We start from the raw sequence: 19709 nt of genomic DNA on the forward strand, positions 1-19709 counted from the left end.
AAAGCATGCAGCTGCCTGAGGTAACGCGCCGATCACGATCGCGCACATCGATTTTACCACCGGTCTTACGTGATCGTGAGAAACATCGGTCCCGGCACAGGCGTATAAGAGGAGTAAGTCCACGCCCATCGACCAGGGAAGATCATGCTGATCCGCCACGCACCCGACCTCACAGAGGCCCATGTCACGCCGAAGCAGGCCTATGTCGACCGCAGGCATTTTCTTGCCGGCCTCGGAGCCGTTGCCGGCGCAGCGCTGCTGCCTGTCTCCGCCGATGCAGCCAAGCTGTCGGGAGCCAAGAGCGCCTATTCCACCGATGAGAAGCAGACCAGCTTCGAAGACGTCACCAGCTACAACAATTTCTACGAATTCGGCACCGACAAGTCCGATCCGGCCGCCTATGCCGGCAAGCTGACCACCACGCCCTGGAGCATCAAGGTCGATGGGCTCGTCAACAAGCCGGCAACCTATGCGCTGGAGGAGTTCATCAAGCCCTATCGCCTCGAGGAGCGCATCTACCGCCATCGCTGCGTCGAGGCCTGGTCGATGGTGGTTCCCTGGCTCGGTTTCGCGCTCGCCGACGTGATCAAGAAGGCCGAGCCCCAGGGAAGCGCCAAATATGTCGCCTTCGAGACGCTGGTGCGGCCCTCGGAGATGCCGGGCCAGTCGGCCTTCTTCCCGGCCCTGAAATGGCCCTATGTCGAGGGTTTGCGCCTCGACGAGGCGCTCAACCCGCTCACCATGCTGGCTGTCGGGCTCTATGGCGAAACGCTGCCAAACCAGAACGGCGCGCCGCTGCGCCTGGTCGTGCCCTGGAAATATGGCTTCAAGGGCATCAAGTCGATCGTGCGCATCAGCCTGGTCGAGAAGCAGCCGTCCACCTCGTGGAACCTGGAGAACTCGAGCGAGTACGGCTTCTATTCCAACGTCAACCCTGAGGTCGATCACCCGCGCTGGAGCCAGGCGAGCGAGCGTCGGATCGGTGCAGGCCTGCTGGCCGGCCGGCAGCCGACTTTGATGTTCAACGGCTATGGCGAACAGGTAGCAGCAATGTATGCCGGCATGGATCTGAAGGCCAACTACTGATGCAACCCTCGCGCGCCAGCCTGCAAGCCGTGCTCAAATGGCTCATCTACGTCGTCGGCATGCTGCCGGCCGTGTGGTTGTTCTATCTTGCCTTCAGCGGGCGTATCGGCGCCGATCCCGTCGCCCAGCTCGAATGGGGGCTGGGGCTGTGGGCCCTGCGCTTCCTGATCGCCTGCCTCTGCATCACGCCTTTGCGCCAGCTCCTGCGCGTCAACCTCCTGCGCTATCGGCGCGCGCTTGGCCTGGTGGCCTTCTACTACGTGCTGCTGCATCTGAGCGTGTGGCTCTGGCTCGACCGCGGCCTCGATCTCCACGCGGCTGTCCAGGATATCCTGCGCCGTCCTTACATCACCATCGGCATGGCCGCCTTCGCCCTGCTCGTGCCCCTGGCATTGACGTCGACGAACTGGTCGATCCGCAAGCTCGGCGGCAAGGCCTGGTCGAAATTGCACAAGCTCGTCTATCCCGCCATCGCGCTCGGAGCGCTGCATTTCATCATGATCAAGAAGGTCTGGCTGATCGAGCCGCTGGTCTATGCGGCGATCGTGCTCGTATTGCTGGCCTGGCGCCTGTTGTGGCCGATGATCGGCAAGCGTCGGGCAAGCGCAAGGCGGGTTGCATCAACGTAATGCAAGCAACGCGCTGTCACCCCTCATCCCCCTGCCGGGACCTTCTCCCGCAAGGGGAGAAGGAACAGGATTGGGATACGGCGCGTCAGCGGAACAGCTTTCAAATGGCTCACCACCTGCCAGATGAGATGCCTTCTCCCCTTGCGGGAGAAGGTCCCGGCAGGGGGATGAGGGGTAGCAGCACATCGGATCGGCCGAAAAAATCGGTTGCCTTCGCGCGAATCTGCCCCTAGGTTGCCCTTCCCGGTTCACACCCAGCATGAGGGAGAATTGCATGACCACATTTCTGATTCTCGCTCACGTGTCGAACGTTCGGCCATATGAGATCCTGACGCGTTAGGTCGCGTCCTTTTCTCCCGAACACCCTCCGGGTCTTTTTCCTGAACATATTTTGCGCCGCACTTTCGTGTGCGCCTTGCATTTTGGAGACGGCGCGGGGCTGCGCCGGTTACCCCGATGACTCTTTCTCGCAAAGAGCCCGGCCGCAATCCCATGGCGGCTGTGCTTGGATTCACTTTTGATCACTGGCGCAGCCAGGCCGATCTCGTGACCTTGATCGTAATCGCCGTCGGCGTGGCAACGGTCGCCGAAGTGGTCGTGCCAATCTATGCCGGCCAGATGGTCGATGCCGTCACCACCGGCCTTGGTGGAGCAAGCGAGGCCTGGTGGGCGCTTGGGGCCATGCTGGTCCTCGGTGCGGTTGCCGTGGGCTGCCGGCAGCTGTTCTTCTATGCCATCACCATCCTGACCACACGGATGATGAGCACGATCGCCCGCGAAGCCTTCGCGCGCGTGCAGCGTTTCTCCACCGATTGGCACGCCAACAATTTCGCCGGTTCGACGGTCAGGCGCATCACCCGCGGCATGTGGGCACTCGACATGCTCAACGACACGCTGCTGGTGGCCATCCTGCCCTCCATCCTCGTCCTGCTCGGCTCGACGGTGGTGCTGGCGACGGTCTGGCCGATGCTGGGCCTGGTGGTTCTCATCGGTTCCATTGCCTTCGTGGCGATGACGGTGGTGCTGTCGGTGAATTATGTCGCGCCGGCGGCGCGCTTGGCCAATAGCTGGGATACGCGCGTGGGCGGTGCCCTTGCCGACGCCGTAACCTGCAACGCAGTGGTGAAGGCCTTCGGCGGCGAAACGCGCGAGGATGCCCGGCTGACGGCCGTGCTGGCCAAATGGCGCTCGCGCACCAATCGCACCTGGATGCGCGGCACCAATGCCGGTACGGCCCAGAACGTGTTCCTACTGGGGCTGAGAGCCGCGGTACTGGGCGTGGTGCTGTGGTTATGGGCGCGCGGACAGGCCGGCGTCGGTGACGTCGCGCTGGTCCTGACCAGCTATGCCGTGGTCCATGGTTATCTGCGCGATATCGGCATGCATATCCACAATCTCCAGCGTTCGGTGAACGACATGGAGGAACTGGTGGCGTTCTACGACCAGCCGATGGGCGTGAAGGACAGGCATGATGCCATGCCGGCCATGATCACGGACGGACGCATCGCCTTCGAGCATGTCACCTTCCACTATGGTGGCCATGCCGATGCTCTCTATCGCGACTTCTCCGTCGAGATCGGGGCAGGGGAGAAGATCGGCCTGGTGGGTCGGTCGGGCTCGGGCAAGACCACCTTCGTCAAGCTGATCCAGCGTCTCTACGATGTGAATGCCGGCCGCATCACCATAGACGGCCAGGACATCGCCGACATGACGCAGGCCAGCCTGCGCAGCCAGATCGCCATCGTGCAGCAGGAGCCGATCCTGTTTCACCGCTCGCTTGCCGAAAACATCGCCTATGCCCGGCCCGGCGCCAGCATGGCCGAGATCGAGCACGCGGCAAAGCTTGCCAATGCGCACGCCTTCATCTCGGCCTTGCCCAAGGGCTATGGCACGATGGTGGGCGAACGCGGCGTGAAGCTGTCCGGCGGCGAGCGCCAGCGCGTGGCGCTCGCCCGGGCCTTCCTGGCGGATGCGCCGGTGCTGATCCTGGACGAGGCGACTTCCAGCCTCGATTCGGAATCGGAGCATCTGATCCAGGAGGCGATGGAAAGGCTGATGGCGGGGCGAACCACCATCGTCATCGCCCACCGGCTCTCGACCGTGCAGGCGATGGACCGCATCCTTGTCTTCGACAAGGGCAAGATCGTCGAGGAGGGGGATCACGCCAGCCTGATCCGCCACCCCGACGGCATCTATCGCGGTCTGTTCGAACGCCAGGCCCTGGAACTCGCCAAGGGCTGGGCGGCATAGGATTAGGAGACGATAAGGGATGGGGCGCAAGGCGTGCCCCGTCCCGCCAGCCAATCCTTGGCGAGGCAACCGAACATTGCTGCCGGCGGAGGCCCTCACTTCGATGAACGAAACACTGCGCGCCGTCGTTGCCGAGGCCTATGAACTGTTTCCGCCCCACCGTTTCGGAGCACAGCTGCAGAATGTCTGCACGGGCTGTTGCGTCACCGCCGACGAGCAGGCGCTGCTGATCCGCACGCCGCGCCAGGCCATTCCCGCCCCGCTGATGCAAGCCTATTATGGTGCGGCATTCAACGGGTGCCTGAATGCAGAGGAAACCGAGCATTTCCTGCCGCGCTTGCTCGAGCTCTCCGCCGAGGGGCATCAACTCGGCACGGGTGGGTTCGAGTGCAATTTCAATCATCTCGGCACGCGTGGTGCTGACTATCGGCACAATTGGAGCAGGGAGAAGATCGCTCTGATCGATCGCTATTTCCTGGCCCTGGCCGAATTATCCTGGCAGGCTGGGCTCCCAAATCCGCAATGGCAATGCCACGCAATCGAAGATGTGTTGTGCGCCATTGCGCGAGGAAGTGCTTACCTGCCTCCCATCCTGTCGGCGTGGCAGGCCGACCAGTCTCGGCAAGCGACCATCCGGCTGGCGAACACGCTTTCCAATTTGCATTGGTCAAAGCGGAAAGTCGGATTCGCCAAACTCACCAACGCCTTCTGGGCCGACGTTCCGGATCAGGAATGTCTCTGTGTCGCCTGGCTGTGCAGCCCTGACCATTATACCCGTTTCGACACGGCCATGAACCAGGAGGAAGACGACGACGTTTTCGCGCTCTTTTCTCAGGCCCGAGACGTCGTGGGTGCGGCACCATGATCTGACCGAACGGCATCCGCTGGTCGGCTATGAGCGAACCGTCAAGCCAGGGCGATACGCACCCGCCGGTTCTGCTTGCCCTTCTTTTCGATCTGCGTCACCGCAATGCGGCCGATCTCCTCGGTGTTGCGCACATGGGTGCCGCCGCAAGGCTGCAGGTCGAGGCCCTCGATCTCGACCAGCCTGATCACCCCGGAGCCGCGCGGCGGCTTGACCGACATGGTCTTCACCAAACCAGGATTGGCGTCGAGCTCGGCATCCGTGATCCAGCGTTCGCTGACCTCGGCGCCCTGGCCGATCATAGTATTGACCTTGTGGGCGATCTCATCCTTGTCGAGCCCGGCATCCTGGATGTCGAAATCGAGCCGCCCCTCGCCATCGCCGATCGATCCGCCGGTGACGGGGTAGGGCAGGGCGACCGAAAGCAGATGCAAGGCGGTATGCACTTTCATGCGGGCATAACGCCGCGACCAGTCCAGCGCCAGTTCGACCGTGTCGCCGACAGCCGGCAGCAATCCTTCCGGCGGCACCACATGGGCGATCTCGGTCTTGGTCTCGTCGTTCCAGACCGTATTGGTGATGGCGATGGTACGCCCATCCGACAATGTCATGGTGCCGACATCGCCGGGCTGCCCCCCACCCATGGCATAAAAGACCGTGCGATCCAGGATGATGCCATGTTGCGACAGCCCGATCACCGTAGCGCTGGCGCCGGGGCTGTAGGGATCGTCTCTGAACAGCAGGTCTGTCGCCATGTCGTCACCTATTCCAATGGAGCCTTGATGGTGGAACGCTTTTCAAGCCATTCCGGCACGGGCAGGTTCTTGGAACGCATGAACGCAGGATTGAACAGCTTGGACTGATAGCGCGAGCCATGGTCGCACAGGATGGTCACGATGGTGTGGCCGGGCCCGAGTTCCCGAGCCATGCGGATGGCACCGGCAATGTTGATGCCGGTCGACAAGCCCACGCAAAGCCCTTCTTCCTGCAACAGATCATAAACCAACGGCACCGCTTCTTCATCAGGGATCTGATAGGCAAGGTCGACCGGCGCGCCCTCGATATTCTTGGTGACCCGGTTCTGGCCGATGCCCTCCGACATCGACGAACCGGAGAATTTCAGCTCGCCATCGGTAAACCAGGAATACATGGCGGCCCCCATCGGATCAGCCACGCCGATCTTGATGGCAGGATTGGCCGCCTTCAGGGCGATGCCGACGCCGGCCAGCGTGCCGCCCGAACCGATCGAGCAGATGAAGCCGTCGAGCTTGCCGTCGGTCTGCTCCAGGATTTCCGGCGCCGTGGTCTCGATATGGGCCTGGCGGTTGGCGACATTGTCGAACTGGTTGGCCCAGACCGCGCCGCCCGGTTCGGTTTTCGCCAGTTCGGCTGCCAGCCGGCCCGAGACCTTCACGTAATTGTTGGGATTGGCATAGGGAACCGCCGGTACTTCCACCAGTTCGGCTCCCGCCAGGCGCAGCATGTCCTTCTTTTCCTGGCTCTGGGTCTCGGGAATCACGATCACCGTGCGAAAGCCCATGGCATCGGCGACCAGCGCCAGGCCGATACCCGTATTGCCGGCCGTGCCTTCGACGATGGTGCCGCCGGGCTTCAGCGCGCCGCGCGCCACCGCATCCTTGATGATGAAGAGCGCCGCCCGATCCTTTACCGACTGGCCCGGATTCATGAACTCGGCCTTGCCCAGAATGGTGCAGCCCGTCAGCTCGGACGCGCGATTGAGGCGAATGAGGGGGGTATTGCCGATGGCATCGACGAGACCGGTACGGAAAGCCATGTGTGATCGTCTGCTGATTGGAGGGGATGCGACCCTAACCCGACTTTTCTGATCGGCATAGGGGAGAGGCATGCCGACGACGGGTTTTCCAAGCCGCGGTGCCATGATAGCTCTCGCCCCGGCAGGCGGGCCCGTCATCACCGACCCGCCTCATCGATCATCGCCAGAGCAAAGCGCGTTTAGACGGAAACGCTATTTTGCTCTAGCTCTTTGGTTCGACGCGTCTTTGCAATTCTTGGCGATTCCGCCAAGTCACAACACGCTATAGGAAGCCGCCATGTCGAAGGTGACACGCGCCACCCAGATGCTCGCCAAGACAGGCGTCGCCTTTTCCGTCCACAGCTACGACTATGATCCCGATGCCGACAGCATCGGCCTGCAGGCTGCCGACGCCCTTGGCGAACCGCCCAGCCGGGTGCTCAAGACCTTGATGGCGCTGGTTGACGGCAAGCCCGTCTGCGTCATCGTGCCGTCCGACCACGAGGTCTCCATGAAGAAGCTGGCGGCGGCCTTCAATGGCAAGTCGGCGCAGATGATGAAGCCGGCCGATGCAGAGCGCAGCAGCGGATACAAGGTCGGCGGCATCAGCCCCTTCGGCCAGATGCGCAAAGTGCGAACCGCCATCGAGGAAACCGCGCTCGGTGCCGACTATGTCTATGTCAATGGGGGCCAGCGGGGGCTGCAGATCCGGCTCGCTCCGCATGACGCCAAGACTGTCCTCGAAGCGACCGCCGCCGCCTTGGTCGCTGCCTGATCCTCTCGCGCGAGATGGAGGGCCTCTCATGTCGATAGCTCGCTCCAGCGAAGGCAGCTCGGCCGATCGTCAGGGCTGTCGCCGAGCCGCATGAGATTTAGTCGTCAACCGAGCCCTTCGAGGGGATCAGCCGCCCTCGACTTCGGCTTTGGCGGTTCGGACGTCCCATCCCGCCATGGCGACATCCGCCACCGCCTCCAGCTCTGCGCAGCTCACCCCATCGCGGGCCAGGATCGACATGCCGTTCTGAACGGTCTGCACGAAGCGAGCGAGCGCGTGAAGATCGGTTGATACCGGGATTTCACCATCCGCCACCGCCCGGCTGAAGCGGGTCAATAGCCGTTCGAGCGTGACGGCGCGCGCGGACCTGACCAGCTCCCCGAGTTCCGCATGACCTTCGCTGCCGACCGAGGACAGCGTCACCATGCAACCGCGAGGGATATCCGCGACGCAACCGGTCAGTGCCGCGGCCGAGTCCGCGAGGATGGACCGGACAGCATCGCGGGCGGTCGCAGCCGACTGAAACCCCGCCCAAACATAACTCTCGTTGGTCTCGGCATAGTGCCGCAGCGCTTCGGCATAAAGCGCTTCCTTGGACTGGAAAGCGGCGTAGAGGCTGGGAGCGCCGATACCCATCGCCTGCGTCAGATCGGCGATGGAGGTCGCTTCGAACCCCTTGCACCAGAACAGCCGGGTCGCTTGCTCCAGCGCTGCGGTCCGATCGAACGCACGCGGTCGCCCGCGCACAGGCCCCGTTGCAACGCCGGTCTCGGGCTTCGGTTCAGAATTTTGCATCGATCGCTATATAATCATATTGACCCGCAGCGACAACACTTTTAGCCTTTCTGTATCGATCACTAGAAAAAGGCTAAGGCTATGACGGAACTGTCTGGAAAGCGCGCGCTCGTAACGGGTGGGTCGCGCGGCATCGGTGCTGCGATTGCAATCGCTCTCGCGGAGAAGGGGGCGGATGTAGCCCTCACCTACGAAAAGGCCGCCGATCGGGCTGCCGAAGTCGTTCGGGAAATCGAAGGGAAGGGGCGCAAGGCCGTTGCGATTCAGGCAGACAGCGCCGATCCGGGGGCGGTCAAGCGCTCCGTCGATGAAGCGGCAAGGGTGTTGGGCGGCCTCGACATCCTCGTCAACAACGCCGCGATTGCCCTTTATGCATCCACGGCCGAGATCAGTGTCGAGTCGATCGATGCGATGCTCGAGGTCAATGTGCGTGGACCTGTGCTCGCGGCGCAAGCCGCCATTCCGCATCTCGGCGCGGGCGGGCGCATCGTCACGATCGGGTCCGCCGGTGCCGAACGCATCGTCGGGCATCCCGGCACCTTCTACTACATGACCAAGTCTGCTTTACACTCGTTCACGCGCGGCCTTGCCCAGGAGCTCGGGCCGCGCGATGTCACGGTCAATCTGGTCCAGCCGGGCTCGACCGATACCGACATGAACCCATCCAATGGTGAATCGTCCGATTTCCAGCGTAGCCTGAGCCCGCTTGGACGCTACGGTGCACCGCAGGACGTCGCCGCTGCCGTCGCCTTTCTGGCAAGCCCTTCGGCGCGACACGTCACAGGCGCCATTCTGACAGTGGACGGAGGACAAACGACCTGAAGCGGGCTTGATCCTCTCCGCCGGAGACCGGCCGGTGGCCGGTTTCCGCCACTCCGCGACCGGATGGGAGGTCATGCGGGGATTTCGCGCCAAACATCCATATCGCACGCGCTGCGCGATTGGGGTGTTCAGCCGTCACATGGTGTAGGAGAAGGAGAATGGCTCCGCGAGCAGGACTCGAACCTGCGACCCAGCGATTAACAGTCGCTTGCTCTACCGGCTGAGCTATCGCGGAACAGAGGGTGTCCCCCGGTGGAGCGGGTGTATAGCTCCAAGAAACTCACTTGCCAAGGCCTATCCTGCCCTGATTGCATCTTCTTTTCGGATTAATATCTAAGGGTAAGGGAACACAACCGGATCAAAGGTCCGGTTTTGACCGTCTGGAGGGCTTTTTGGCACCCAACGAACAGATCAATCGTCCAAAGGTGAAACTCGCCGGACGACATTTTCATCTGCCGGCCTCGCGAAGCCTGCGAGTGATTCTGGGTGTTCTGCTGGTGATCGGCGGTTTTCTGGGCTTCCTGCCGATTCTGGGCTTCTGGATGATTCCGCTCGGCCTGCTGATTCTGTCGATCGATATTGCGCTGGTACGGCGTCACCGCCGCAAACTCGCGGTCTGGTGGGGGCGTCGGCGTCAGCCACGCCCGGTGGAGGATCGCTGATTCCGTCAGCGCTTCAGGCGTGGCCGGCTACCACGCGCGTTTCCTCGACAACAACCAGGTGATTGACGACCCGTTGAAGTTCCTTGAGCGCAACCAGCCGATCTCGGCGGGAAATCTGCTCGAGGTCTTCATTCCCTTCGACGGCACAAGCGCGGGCAAGGAAATCGGCCAGCTTGATCTGGCCGAGGAAGAGTTCGAAGGCAAACACTTCCAGATAGAGGGCATAGGGCTGATCCGGCGCCGCATGGCAAGGGCAGATCTTGATCTCCAGCTCGCTCGCCTCGAGCACATCGAGATCGCTCCGTGTCGGCACACCCGGCTTGTCGCGGTTGCGCGTCAGCCATTCCCGCTGACGGTCGACTTCGTTGGGAGCTCGATCCCGACCGAGCGGATAGTAGCTGTCATTGGCATCCGTCATGCACCGTGTTCCCTTGGCTGGCCGCGCCGGTCGAATCAAACGGCGGCCGGCCGGAAGGCCGACGGTCGCGATCAATGGACCGGCTTGCGTTAACAGACTCTCATCCAAGGTCACCGAACGGCATGCCGTCCATGGAATCATGGCGCGCCAGCTGGTGTTTGGCATGACGCAGAGCCGAAATGGCGGTATCATGCTGCATCAGGCTTGCGAGGGCTCTTACCTGCCACCACAGAAGCAGGCTGCCGCCGTTTCGTCTCTCTCGCTTGAGGTGCCTGGCTATCACGCGCCGATCACGAGCGTGGTCGCCTAATGATAGAAAAAGGGGGAGGTATCCGATGGTGGATGACTTCAGCACGCTGCAACAAAAGGCGCAGGCGCTACAGGTCGAAATCGAGAGCCTGTATGCTTTGTTGGGGGCAATGGCCCGGGCTCTCGAAGAAACCGACCAGGATTTCAAGCAGCGTGTGGCCCAGTCGGCGGGGGCGGCCATTCGGGCCCAGATGGTCGACGACGATACGCAGGTGATGCGCAACCATTGCCTCCATTTCATCGCGAGCACACTGAAAGTACCGCTGTACTGTGTCATTCGCTGAAGACCGGAAGCTCTTTCGGGCTCGGCAATTCTGTCGATTGAATGTGGCAACGGAAATCCCCTCGTGGCGCAGGCGCCACGAGAATCACGATAGGCTACGCCGAGATCGGCCGGTGTCCTTGCCTGGTAGCCATCGCTTGCAAGCCCCGGCAGGCGACGTTTGCCTTCCGCTCGCAAGAATTGTTTCGTCAGCTTCCGGCAAGACGCGACAGGGCAGGGGACGCAGCTATGGCCCTTGATATTCGCAGTCGTTTCAGGCTGCCTGAACTGCGCCAAGCCGCGAGGGAGAATTCGTCGCCATGGCTCCTCCGGCCGATCATTCAGGCGGCATTCAGTCTACTCCCACTACTTTTGCGCGAAGAGTAGCAGGGAGATACCCTATGTCCCGATCGGTCCTCGTCGGCGTCTTGGCAGGTGCTGGTATTGCCTTTTCATCGGCAGCCAGTGCTTCAGTATCGGCGCCTTTGGCCACCCCGAATGTCTCGTCGGCCCTGCAGGTCCAATATTATCCACCTTGCCCGCCCGGCTATAAGGTCACCGGCCATGGCGTCTGCAAGCCGAGCCACTACCTCAAGAGACACCCGGGTCAGGATCCCTATAGCGAGAACTATCAGCGCACGCGCCGGTATTACCGTTATGACGATGATCAGCCGGGCTACGACCGCCGCTATCAGCGCCCCTATTACTACAACAATGGCGATGACGAAGGCGACGGTGACGACTGATCACCGTTCCTTGCGATCTGCCTTGGGCATCACGCTCCCGGCTAGGCCGTCTTGAGAGCCGCCCAAATCGCCACATGATGGCGCGATGGCCTGGGAATGGCACGGCCAAGCCTGCGTGAATTCTCGATCCAGGCTTGGATTGCGTCCTGCGCCTTGGCGACCGCGCCCTCAGGGGTCTCGCCATTGCTCATGCAGCCGGGAAGATCAGGGACTATTGCGGCAAAGCCGCCTCCATCCGCAACGGACCGCGGCTCGACCAGAATTGGGTATTCCAGATCGCCCATGTCGCCCCCACCAGTGCACCATATCGCGCGTAGGCGTCATTTGGATGTCAGCAGGCGCAGCATTGCTCGCCACCGCGTCCCTGCGACGAGGGTGGATCGCGAATCGATCCGGCTCTTGCCGCCCCGGGCGCCGAAAACGGTCGCCCTCGCACAGACTGCGTCGCACTGTCATTGAGGGGGTAAGCCCCATAGCCAAATTGCCGGGCGTCTGGGTGCGTCTTAGGCTTCAGACGCTCTCAGCCGGGGCCCCGGCCGATCGAGCAGGGAGGCTCGGAAGGCGATCCTGCAAATCTGCCCTCCGGGCCTCCTGTTTTCTTCCACGACGAAGGACCCAGCCCATCTTGGGAAAATCTCGCGCCGCAAGGAAGAAAGGGAAGCGGGCGAGAATCGCCCGAACCACGAACATCGTGCCGAACTGGTGCAAGGCGCAATCGAACAACGGACACATCCATTCCGCCGTCATTATTGCCAGCGGCCCGGACAGGGCGTTCCGATGTATCAGGAAAAGTGGAGGCCACGCCCGGAATCGAACCGGGGTGCAAGGATTTGCAGTCCTCTGCGTAACCACTCCGCCACGTGGCCATCCATTGTCGCGCTGTGCAGGACAAAGCGGAGGCAGGCGCTATAACAAGCAAGCCTCACGCGTTCAACCGGTTTTCTCGACCGAAGCAATATTTCCGTGAATGCGGATTGCAGGCTGTAAAACTGAAGCCTCCCATCTCGCTGCAAGGCCAGCCTTCTTGCCTTTTGCGAGGCCATGCCGCAAACAACGCTGTGACAAACAGAGATATCGAGCGATGACCGACTTCATCCAAGCGCGCCGCACCATGGTGGATTGCCAGATTCGCACCAATGACGTGACCGAGGCGCGCGTCGTGGATGCCTTCCTTACCGTTCCCCGCGAGACTTTCGTGCCGGCCTCCAAGCAGCCCTTGGCTTATCTCGATGCCGATCTGGCAGTGGGCGGCGAGGCCGGCCAGCGCTATCTCATTCAGCCGATGTATCTGGCCAAGCTCATCCAGGCCGCCGGCATCAAATCCACCGACACCGTGCTCGATATCGGCACGGCGACGGGCTATTCGTCCGCGATTCTCGCAGAACTCGCCGAGAAAGTGGTGGCACTGGAGAGTGATGAGGGGCTTGCCGCTTCGGCGAAGACTGCGCTGGCATCCTACCCCAATGTGACGGTAGTGGCCGGCCCGCTCGAGCAGGGAGTGGCCGGTTCCGGACCTTATGACGTGATCCTGATCGAAGGCGCCGCCGAAGACATTCCGCCCGCCTTGTTCGCCTCGCTCAAGGAGGGCGGTCGCCTCATCGCCGTGGTCGGCCATGGCCGTCCCGGACGCGCCACCGTCTTCGTCAAGGTCGGATCGGATCATACCGGACGCATCGCCTTCGACGCCTCCGTGCCGGCCCTGGCAGCCTTCGCCAAGGCGCCCGCCTTTTCATTCTGACTATCAAAACAGCATCTTAGGAGAAAATTAACCAGCAATTAACCGAACCCGGGGTTCACTGTCTCTTTTTTGCTTCAACCTCGGATTTATCTCTGGGCAGCCGAAATCAGTTGTTGGTGAAAGCTGCTCGACAGGCTATTTTTTTAAAAAATATGGCGGTTTGTCTGCCTCTTTTGATTTGGGTCGGGTCGAGTCATGAAAACTGTAAGCGTATTTTCGTTATTGGCTGCAAGTGCTTCGCTTGTTTTCTTCATGGGCGGAGCACAAGCTCAATCGCTGCAATCGGCCCTTGCGCAAGCCTATGCGGCCAACCCCACCTTGAATGCCCAACGCGCCGGCACCCGGGCCAATGACGAAACGGTCTCGCAGGCGCTCAGTGGTTACAGGCCGAACGTTTCGGCTTCGGCGAGCATCAGTGCCGAACGGGATTTCACCAAGTCTCTGCAGGGAAGACGGTCCAACGACACCCGATTTCCGCGCGGCGCCGACATCACAGTAACGCAGAATCTGTTCAACGGCTTCCAGACCGCGAATTCGGTACGTGCCGCCGAATCGGGTGTGCTCAGCCAGCGCGAGACGTTGCGTGACACCGAGCAGTCGGTACTCCTCAACGCCGTAACGGCCTATATGAATGTGTTGCGCGACGCGGCTCTGCTCAATTTGCAGAAGAACAATGTCGAGGTGCTCGAGGAGCAGCTCAAACAGACCAAGGATCGTTTCAATGTCGGCGAAGTGACGCGTACCGACGTCGAGCAGGCAAATTCCAGCTTGGCGAGCGCGCAGTCCCAGCGGGTCGCCGCCGATGCACAGCTCAAATCGTCGGTCGCCATCTATCGGCAGATCATCGGCTCCCAACCCAAGAAGCTGCAGCCGGTCAAGGTGCCGCGCTCGCTGCCGAGGAACCAGAACGCCGCAATCCAGGCCGGGCTTGCCAACCATCCTGGCATCACGGCCGCGCTTCATGCTGTCGACCAGGCCGCCATGCAGGTGAAGGTCGCCGAGGGTGCACTTTATCCCAGCTTGAACGCCCAGGGCACGATCTCACACAATTATGAGCCCTCCGGCGCGAAGATGGGCACCTCGGCCGCGATCGGTGCCTTCCTCACCGTGCCAATCTATTCGGGCGGCGGTGACTATTCCAAGATCCGCCAGGCCAAGGAGCTGCTCGGCCAGGCGCGCATCCAGGTCGACGTCAATCGTGAATTGGTACGCTCCAACGTCATCCAGGCCTGGGGCTCCCTGGACGGCGCCCGCGGTGAAATCCAGGCCTTCCAGGCCGCCGTCAATGCGCAGGGCGTGGCCCTCGCCGGCGTGCGCGAGGAAGCCAAAGTCGGCCAGCGCACCACCTTCGACGTGCTGCAGCAGCAGCAATTGCTCTTGCAGGCGCGGGCCAGCCTGATCCAGGCGCAGCGCGACCAGATCGTGGCGGCCTATACCGTGCTGTCGACCGTCGGCAAGCTCAACGCCTCGGCGCTCGGCCTCAAGGTTGCCCGTTACGACCCCACCACGCATTACGATCAGGTGCGTGACAAGTGGATCGGCACCGACATTCCGGATGGGCGCTAAGCGGCGCCTGCCCACAGGAAGATGACGGCAGCGCCCTCCGCATCCTTGCGATCGGAGGGCGTTCTTGCTTGAAGTGCCGCCAAAGCGTTTCGCGCTTGGATGGAATCGTCGAGAATCGCCAAGTCAGCTCGAAACGATGAGCCGGCGCCAAGCGCGCTTCGAAGACATTGCATTTTGCTCCAGCGCGCCATGGTGGCAGGGCGCGCTCGATGTGGAAGGAGTCGCCCGATGTCGTCACCTACGCGGGCAGATCCGCCTCGTACCCTCAAGGAACCCTCGATGGACGAGATTCTCACTTCCATTCGGCGCATCATCTCCGACGATCCACCGGCAAAGCCTGGACGCCGTTCCACCCCGGAGGCTTCTTCGCTGGCTGACCTGCCAGGTCCGGCCGCTCTCCCCCGGGAAGAACCGGCTTCACCCTCCAGCCCGGCCAGTCCGGAGCGGGGCGCCGGCGGCCTGCTCTCGGCGGAGCCTCAATCCGAGGCGGCTTCCGCCTTCGCCTCCCTCAATCACACGGTATTTTCCAAGAACGCGCGAACGATCGAAGATGTCGTGCAGGAGATGCTGAGACCCATGCTGCAGACCTGGCTCGATGCCCATCTGCCGTCTCTGGTCGAGCGCCTGGTCCGCCAGGAGATCGAGCGCATTTCCGGACGGTCGTGACGGGCTGAGGCTCTCTGTCACAAACCGTCAGGCATTTTGATTTCTCAGCGCATTCACGAAGCCCTAAATCCCTCCCGTCTAGAGTTCGTCTCGAATCGATGAAGGGTAGGGCGTATGTGCGGCATTGTCGGTATTCTGGGTAGGGAAGCGGTTGCGCTACCCTTGGTGGACGCCCTGCGGCGCTTGGAATATCGCGGCTACGACTCTGCCGGTATCGCCACGCTGGAAGACGGAGCCATTACGCGCCGTCGCGCCGAAGGCAAGCTGCGCAATCTCGAAGGCAAGCTTGATCGCGATCCGCTCGCCGGCATGATCGGTATCGGGCATACGCGGTGGGCAACCCATGGCAGGCCGACCGAAGAGAACGCGCACCCGCACGCCACGGCCCGGGTCGCGGTGGTCCACAACGGCATCATCGAGAATTTCCGTGAGCTGCGCGAGGAACTGAGCGCCGAGGGCGCCCGCTTCCGGAGCGAGACCGATACGGAGGTGGTGGCCCATCTCGTCAATCGCGAGCTCGATCGTGGCCTGCCGCCGATCGAGGCAGTGCATGCCAGCCTCAGGCGCCTGCGCGGCGCGTTCTCGCTGGGCTTTCTCTTTGCCGGCCAGGACGACCTCCTCATCGGCGCGCGCCTGGGCTCTCCGCTGGCGATCGGTTATGGCGAGGGCGAGATGTTCCTCGGCTCGGATGCCATTGCGCTGGCTCCCTTCACCAACACCATCGCCTATCTCGAAGACGGCGACAGCGTTGCCTTGACGCGTGGCTCGGCGACCATCTTCGATGCCTCCTTCAAGCGCGTTCACCGCCCGATCCAGAAATCGCAGGCCTCGGCCACTATCGTCGACAAGGGCAACCACCGGCATTTCATGGCCAAGGAAATCCATGAACAGCCGGAAGTGGTTTCCCATACGCTGGCCTCCTTCATCGACATGGTCGGCGAGACGATCCGACTGCCTGAGAATCTGCCTTTCGATTGGGCGGCGCTCAGCCGCGTCACCATATCGGCCTGCGGTACGGCATCTTTCGCCGGCATGATCGCCAAATACTGGTTCGAGCGTTACGCCCGTCTGCCGGTCGAAGTCGATATAGCCTCCGAGTTCCGCTACCGCGAAGCGCCCCTCGACAAGGGCGGCCTATCGATCTTCGTGTCTCAATCTGGCGAGACGGCCGATACGCTCGCGGCCTTGCGCTACTGCAAAGAACAGGGCCAGCACACGCTCGCCATCGTCAACGTGCCAACCTCGACCATCGCGCGCGAGGCCTCGGTGATGGTGCGCACTTTGGCCGGCCCGGAGATCGGGGTCGCTTCGACCAAGGCCTTCACCTGCCAGCTCGCAGCCCTGGCGGGACTCGCGATCGGTGCCGGTAAGGCACGCGGTGTGCTGTCGGCAGAGGAAGAAAGCGAACTCGTGCACGCTTTGATCGAGGCGCCGCGCCTGATGGCCGAGGCGCTCCGGCTCGAACACGAGATCGAGACGTTTTCCAGGGACCTCGCCAAGGCCAAGGACGTCCTCTATCTCGGCCGCGGCACCAGCTTTCCTCTCTCCTTGGAAGGCGCGCTGAAGCTCAAGGAAATCAGCTACATACACGCGGAAGGTTATGCAGCGGGCGAACTCAAGCATGGCCCGATTGCCCTGATCGACGAGACCATGCCGGTAGTGGTGATCGCGCCCTTCGACACGATCTTCGAAAAGACCGTCTCGAATATGCAGGAAGTCGCCGCGCGCGGCGGCCGCATCATTCTGATGACCGATGAGGCGGGGGCGGCGGCGGCCGCGATGACGACGCTGAAGACGATCATCCTGCCATCGATGCCCACGATCCTGACGCCGCTGGTCTACTCCATTCCGATTCAACTTCTCGCCTATCACACTGCTGTGATCATCGGCACCGACGTCGACCAGCCGCGTAATCTGGCCAAGAGCGTCACCGTCGAGTAGGAATACTCGTGGGCGCCGCCCGATTGGACCGGTTGCACAAATTTGCATCGACAGGCGGTGACAAGGGCGTGCTAGAAGCGTGACATGGTACGAGATACGCCTCCCCACACGGTGACACCTTCCGGTCCGCCTCAACGGGTCAGCAGGTTTGGCGGTTTGCACAGCTACTTTCTCACCGGCCTGGTGGTCACCGGGCCGGTCGCGATCACGCTATACCTGATCTGGACCTTCATTCAGTGGGTCGACGGCTGGGTCAAGCCGTTCATTCCCGAGCGTTACCTGCCTGAGACCTACCTCCCTTTTCAGATCCCGGGCTTCGGCCTGGTCGTGGCGATCATCGGCCTTACCCTGATCGGCTTCTTCACCGCCAATCTGGTGGGCCGTACCCTGGTGCGCCTCGGCGAGAAGCTGCTCGACCGCACGCCGGTGGTGCGTGGCATCTACAAGGCTCTCAAGCAAGTGTTCTCGACGATCTTCTCGCAATCCGGAACCTCGTTCCGGAAAGTGGGGCTGGTCGAGTTCCCCCAGGGGGCCTGGTCGATCGTCTTCATTTCCGCCGAACCGAGCCCGGTGGTGGAGGAGAGGCTACCCGGCGGCAATGGCGAAGCCTGGGTTTCGGTGTTCATGCCCTGCGCCCCCAACCCGACGACAGGATTCTTCTTCCTGCTGCCGAAGGCCAAGGTGATCGAATTGCCCATCAGCGTCGAGCAGGCCACCAAGCTGGTGATCTCAGCCGGCCTGATCCAGCCCGAGACGTTGACCGTCTCAGAAGAATTAAGGCCAAGCTGAGCTTGCTGTTACCCTTGCTTTAGGGCTCGATCAGGGCATTGTTCCAGGCCGTGTCGAGCATGGCCGTAAGGTGTTCCTGGGCGCAGGCTGCGATATCGGCCTCATCGCGGACACGCTGGCCGTTGCGTTGGAAATGGAGAGTATCCTCGGCCGCCTTTGCCTTGAGGTGATCGAGCAACTGCCCGCGGGTCAGAGAGCCGTCCATCACCGGCACGACATGCTGCGCCACCACGCCGAGATCGAAATTCTCGTGGCGTCGGTTCACCGTGCGCGTACGGCCGCTGGCGGCATCCCTGCGCGCGAGCATGGTCGCCCTGGGACGATCGACTTCAGCCGCACCGACTGCCACTGCCTCGGTCGAAGCAATCGTCAGCCCTGAAAGAACCCCCTGGAGAAGGGCGCCGCGAATCTCGCTTTTTTCCTGCGGCGTGAGCTTTTTCTGGTCGGTCGCCTCGATATCGGCAACCAGCTGCCGATAGTTCGAGGTTGCCGGACGTCTCGCGGCAATCAACTGATAGGCTTTGCGCACGACTTCCACCCGCGTGCGGATCTGGCGGCCGATGCGATTTTCGAAGCAGTAGGGCATGTCAGGCTCGCTTGAGGGAACCTGCGCGATATCGGCAATGAGATGCAGATCCTCGATCCGCTCCGCATCGATATTGCGTTTTGTCGCCGCGGCCCGGGCCGGCGGGATCAATAGTGTCTGGCGGAAGGTGCGCCCTGTCAGGACGTCGATGTAGTTCTCGGTCTCGAGCAGGGTGTTGCCGCCCAGCATTCTCAAGGCCTTCGCCGCTTCGCCGCCGAAGTTTTCCGGGACCATCATGTGAACATCGCTCTCGCCGAGATAAGCAAGCTGATGCCGTCCGGCCGCATACATGAAGTCGTGGAACGAGCACGGCGCATTCTCGAGTTCCAGGAACTCATGGGCCAGATAATCGTCAGAAACCTTTTGCAACTGGGCAACGCCTTCCTTGACCGCAGCCCCATAGGGTCCGGGCGGGGCATGTTCGGCCAGGAACCCCATGAACTCTCGCGCCTTGGAAATGCGCTCGCGCTGATTGCTGGCCTTGCCGACATGCGCCATCAGGGCATCGCGCAGGATCTGCTTGGGTCGCCAGCCCGGCAATACGTTGAAGCTGACATAGGCGATGCCCTGGAATTCGAGATATTTAGAACAGATGTCGAGGATGGCATGACGCACGGGTTCGGGCACCCAGGAATAGACGCCATGACAGAGGATGAAATCGAAGCGGTGGCCGGGATTGTCGAAAAAGGTGATGTCCTGCTGGCGCAATTCGATGTTGGTCAGGCCGATCGCCTCGATCCGCTTGCGCCCGTCGGCGATCTGGATGCCGGAGAGGTCGAGCCCGAGAAAACGCCCCTCGGGATAGGCGGCGGCCAGGGGAATGAGATTGCCGCCGCTGGCGCAGCCGATCTCGAGCACGCGCATCTTGCCGAGCGGCGGCATTTCGAGACCGAACAGCCTGGCCGTGGCGGCGAGCCTTGCCGGATGGGTCTGCGGGAAGGCATGGGAAACATAGGGTATCTCGTCATAGCTCGCCCGGGTCCTGGCCTGGGCTTCGGCGAAGTTGGCCGGATGGGCATCTGATGTCATT

Annotated in this window: 20 protein-coding genes and 2 tRNA genes; 14 read left to right on the forward strand and 8 right to left on the reverse strand. The window is 62.0% G+C overall.

Annotation, left to right across the window (positions count from 1 at the left end; translation table 11 throughout):
* Positions 1–144: 144 nt before the first annotated feature.
* The 4 genes from msrP (at position 145) to ACIGJE_RS17380 (ending at position 4830) form a co-directional block, all read left to right on the forward strand.
* On the forward strand, positions 145–1086 hold the full coding sequence (gene msrP / locus ACIGJE_RS17365) for a protein-methionine-sulfoxide reductase catalytic subunit MsrP (RefSeq protein ID WP_415081186.1): 942 nt from the start codon (positions 145–147) through the stop codon (positions 1084–1086).
* A complete protein-coding gene (gene msrQ / locus ACIGJE_RS17370) occupies positions 1086–1715 on the forward strand; it encodes a protein-methionine-sulfoxide reductase heme-binding subunit MsrQ (RefSeq protein WP_311938473.1) in 630 nt (209 codons plus the stop codon). Before msrP ends, msrQ begins: the two co-directional genes overlap by 1 nt.
* 456 nt (positions 1716–2171) lie before the next feature.
* A complete protein-coding gene (locus tag ACIGJE_RS17375) occupies positions 2172–3965 on the forward strand; it encodes an ABC transporter ATP-binding protein (RefSeq protein ID WP_311938475.1) in 1794 nt (597 codons plus the stop codon).
* A 103-nt stretch (positions 3966–4068) separates the two neighbouring features.
* Positions 4069–4830, forward strand: coding sequence for a hypothetical protein (locus ACIGJE_RS17380; protein WP_311938477.1), 762 nt, complete (start codon positions 4069–4071; stop codon positions 4828–4830).
* A gap of 41 nt (positions 4831–4871) precedes the next feature.
* Here the strand turns inward: ACIGJE_RS17380 and ACIGJE_RS17385 are convergent, their stop codons facing one another.
* Both ACIGJE_RS17385 and ACIGJE_RS17390 read right to left on the reverse strand, forming a co-directional pair.
* Positions 4872–5585 carry an alanyl-tRNA editing protein gene (locus tag ACIGJE_RS17385; protein WP_311938482.1) on the reverse strand — a complete coding sequence of 238 codons (714 nt, stop codon included), beginning with the start codon at positions 5583–5585 and terminating at the stop codon, positions 4872–4874.
* A gap of 8 nt (positions 5586–5593) precedes the next feature.
* Complete coding sequence (locus ACIGJE_RS17390) at positions 5594–6625, reverse strand: cysteine synthase A (RefSeq protein ID WP_394308948.1); 1032 nt, start codon at positions 6623–6625, stop codon at positions 5594–5596.
* A gap of 277 nt (positions 6626–6902) precedes the next feature.
* Between ACIGJE_RS17390 and ybaK the strand changes: the two genes are divergently transcribed.
* Positions 6903–7379, forward strand: coding sequence for a Cys-tRNA(Pro) deacylase (gene ybaK, locus ACIGJE_RS17395; RefSeq protein ID WP_394308946.1), 477 nt, complete (start codon positions 6903–6905; stop codon positions 7377–7379).
* A 126-nt stretch (positions 7380–7505) separates the two neighbouring features.
* Here ybaK and ACIGJE_RS17400 read toward each other — a convergent pair whose 3' ends face one another.
* A complete protein-coding gene (locus tag ACIGJE_RS17400; protein WP_367622739.1) occupies positions 7506–8174 on the reverse strand; it encodes a TetR/AcrR family transcriptional regulator in 669 nt (222 codons plus the stop codon).
* 81 nt (positions 8175–8255) lie between these two features.
* On the opposite strand from ACIGJE_RS17400, the gene ACIGJE_RS17405 reads away from it, so the two are divergent.
* Positions 8256–8996 carry an SDR family NAD(P)-dependent oxidoreductase gene (locus ACIGJE_RS17405; protein ID WP_311938490.1) on the forward strand — a complete coding sequence of 247 codons (741 nt, stop codon included), beginning with the start codon at positions 8256–8258 and terminating at the stop codon, positions 8994–8996.
* Between the two features lie 159 nt (positions 8997–9155).
* On the opposite strand, the gene ACIGJE_RS17410 is transcribed toward ACIGJE_RS17405, so the two are convergent.
* Positions 9156–9231: transfer RNA gene (locus ACIGJE_RS17410), tRNA-Asn, on the reverse strand.
* 157 nt (positions 9232–9388) lie between these two features.
* Here ACIGJE_RS17410 and ACIGJE_RS17415 point away from each other — a divergent pair.
* Positions 9389–9658 (forward strand): hypothetical protein, encoded by a 270-nt coding sequence (locus ACIGJE_RS17415; RefSeq protein ID WP_311936171.1) that lies wholly within the window; start codon positions 9389–9391, stop codon positions 9656–9658.
* Positions 9659–9671: 13 nt separating this feature from the next.
* On the opposite strand, the gene ACIGJE_RS17420 is transcribed toward ACIGJE_RS17415, so the two are convergent.
* On the reverse strand, positions 9672–10241 hold the full coding sequence (locus tag ACIGJE_RS17420) for a hypothetical protein (protein WP_311936168.1): 570 nt from the start codon (positions 10239–10241) through the stop codon (positions 9672–9674).
* Between the two features lie 170 nt (positions 10242–10411).
* On the opposite strand from ACIGJE_RS17420, the gene ACIGJE_RS17425 reads away from it, so the two are divergent.
* Positions 10412–10669 carry a hypothetical protein gene (locus ACIGJE_RS17425; protein ID WP_311936165.1) on the forward strand — a complete coding sequence of 86 codons (258 nt, stop codon included), beginning with the start codon at positions 10412–10414 and terminating at the stop codon, positions 10667–10669.
* 379 nt (positions 10670–11048) lie between these two features.
* Entirely contained in the window at positions 11049–11393 is a 345-nt protein-coding gene (locus ACIGJE_RS17430) for a hypothetical protein (protein WP_311936163.1), read from the forward strand.
* 41 nt (positions 11394–11434) lie between these two features.
* On the opposite strand, the gene ACIGJE_RS17435 is transcribed toward ACIGJE_RS17430, so the two are convergent.
* Positions 11435–11677 (reverse strand): type II toxin-antitoxin system HicB family antitoxin, encoded by a 243-nt coding sequence (locus ACIGJE_RS17435; RefSeq protein WP_311936160.1) that lies wholly within the window; start codon positions 11675–11677, stop codon positions 11435–11437.
* A 508-nt stretch (positions 11678–12185) separates the two neighbouring features.
* A tRNA-Cys gene (locus ACIGJE_RS17440) sits at positions 12186–12259 on the reverse strand.
* Positions 12260–12474: 215 nt separating this feature from the next.
* On the opposite strand from ACIGJE_RS17440, the gene ACIGJE_RS17445 reads away from it, so the two are divergent.
* The 5 genes from ACIGJE_RS17445 to ACIGJE_RS17465 all read left to right on the forward strand — a co-directional run bounded on the left by ACIGJE_RS17445 (position 12475) and on the right by ACIGJE_RS17465 (position 18093).
* Positions 12475–13131, forward strand: a complete 657-nt coding sequence (locus ACIGJE_RS17445) for a protein-L-isoaspartate O-methyltransferase family protein (protein WP_311936158.1) — start codon at positions 12475–12477, stop codon at positions 13129–13131.
* Between the two features lie 252 nt (positions 13132–13383).
* Entirely contained in the window at positions 13384–14697 is a 1314-nt protein-coding gene (locus ACIGJE_RS17450; protein WP_311936156.1) for a TolC family outer membrane protein, read from the forward strand.
* A gap of 228 nt (positions 14698–14925) precedes the next feature.
* On the forward strand, positions 14926–15363 hold the full coding sequence (locus tag ACIGJE_RS17455; protein ID WP_311936153.1) for a PopZ family protein: 438 nt from the start codon (positions 14926–14928) through the stop codon (positions 15361–15363).
* A gap of 114 nt (positions 15364–15477) precedes the next feature.
* Positions 15478–17304 carry a glutamine--fructose-6-phosphate transaminase (isomerizing) gene (gene glmS, locus ACIGJE_RS17460; protein ID WP_311936151.1) on the forward strand — a complete coding sequence of 609 codons (1827 nt, stop codon included), beginning with the start codon at positions 15478–15480 and terminating at the stop codon, positions 17302–17304.
* Between the two features lie 156 nt (positions 17305–17460).
* Positions 17461–18093, forward strand: a complete 633-nt coding sequence (locus tag ACIGJE_RS17465; protein WP_311936150.1) for a DUF502 domain-containing protein — start codon at positions 17461–17463, stop codon at positions 18091–18093.
* A gap of 19 nt (positions 18094–18112) precedes the next feature.
* Here the strand turns inward: ACIGJE_RS17465 and ACIGJE_RS17470 are convergent, their stop codons facing one another.
* A complete protein-coding gene (locus ACIGJE_RS17470) occupies positions 18113–19708 on the reverse strand; it encodes a class I SAM-dependent methyltransferase (RefSeq protein ID WP_415081193.1) in 1596 nt (531 codons plus the stop codon).
* Position 19709 lies beyond the last annotated feature (1 nt).

Source organism: Labrys sp. E2SS-1L (assembly GCF_057073705.1).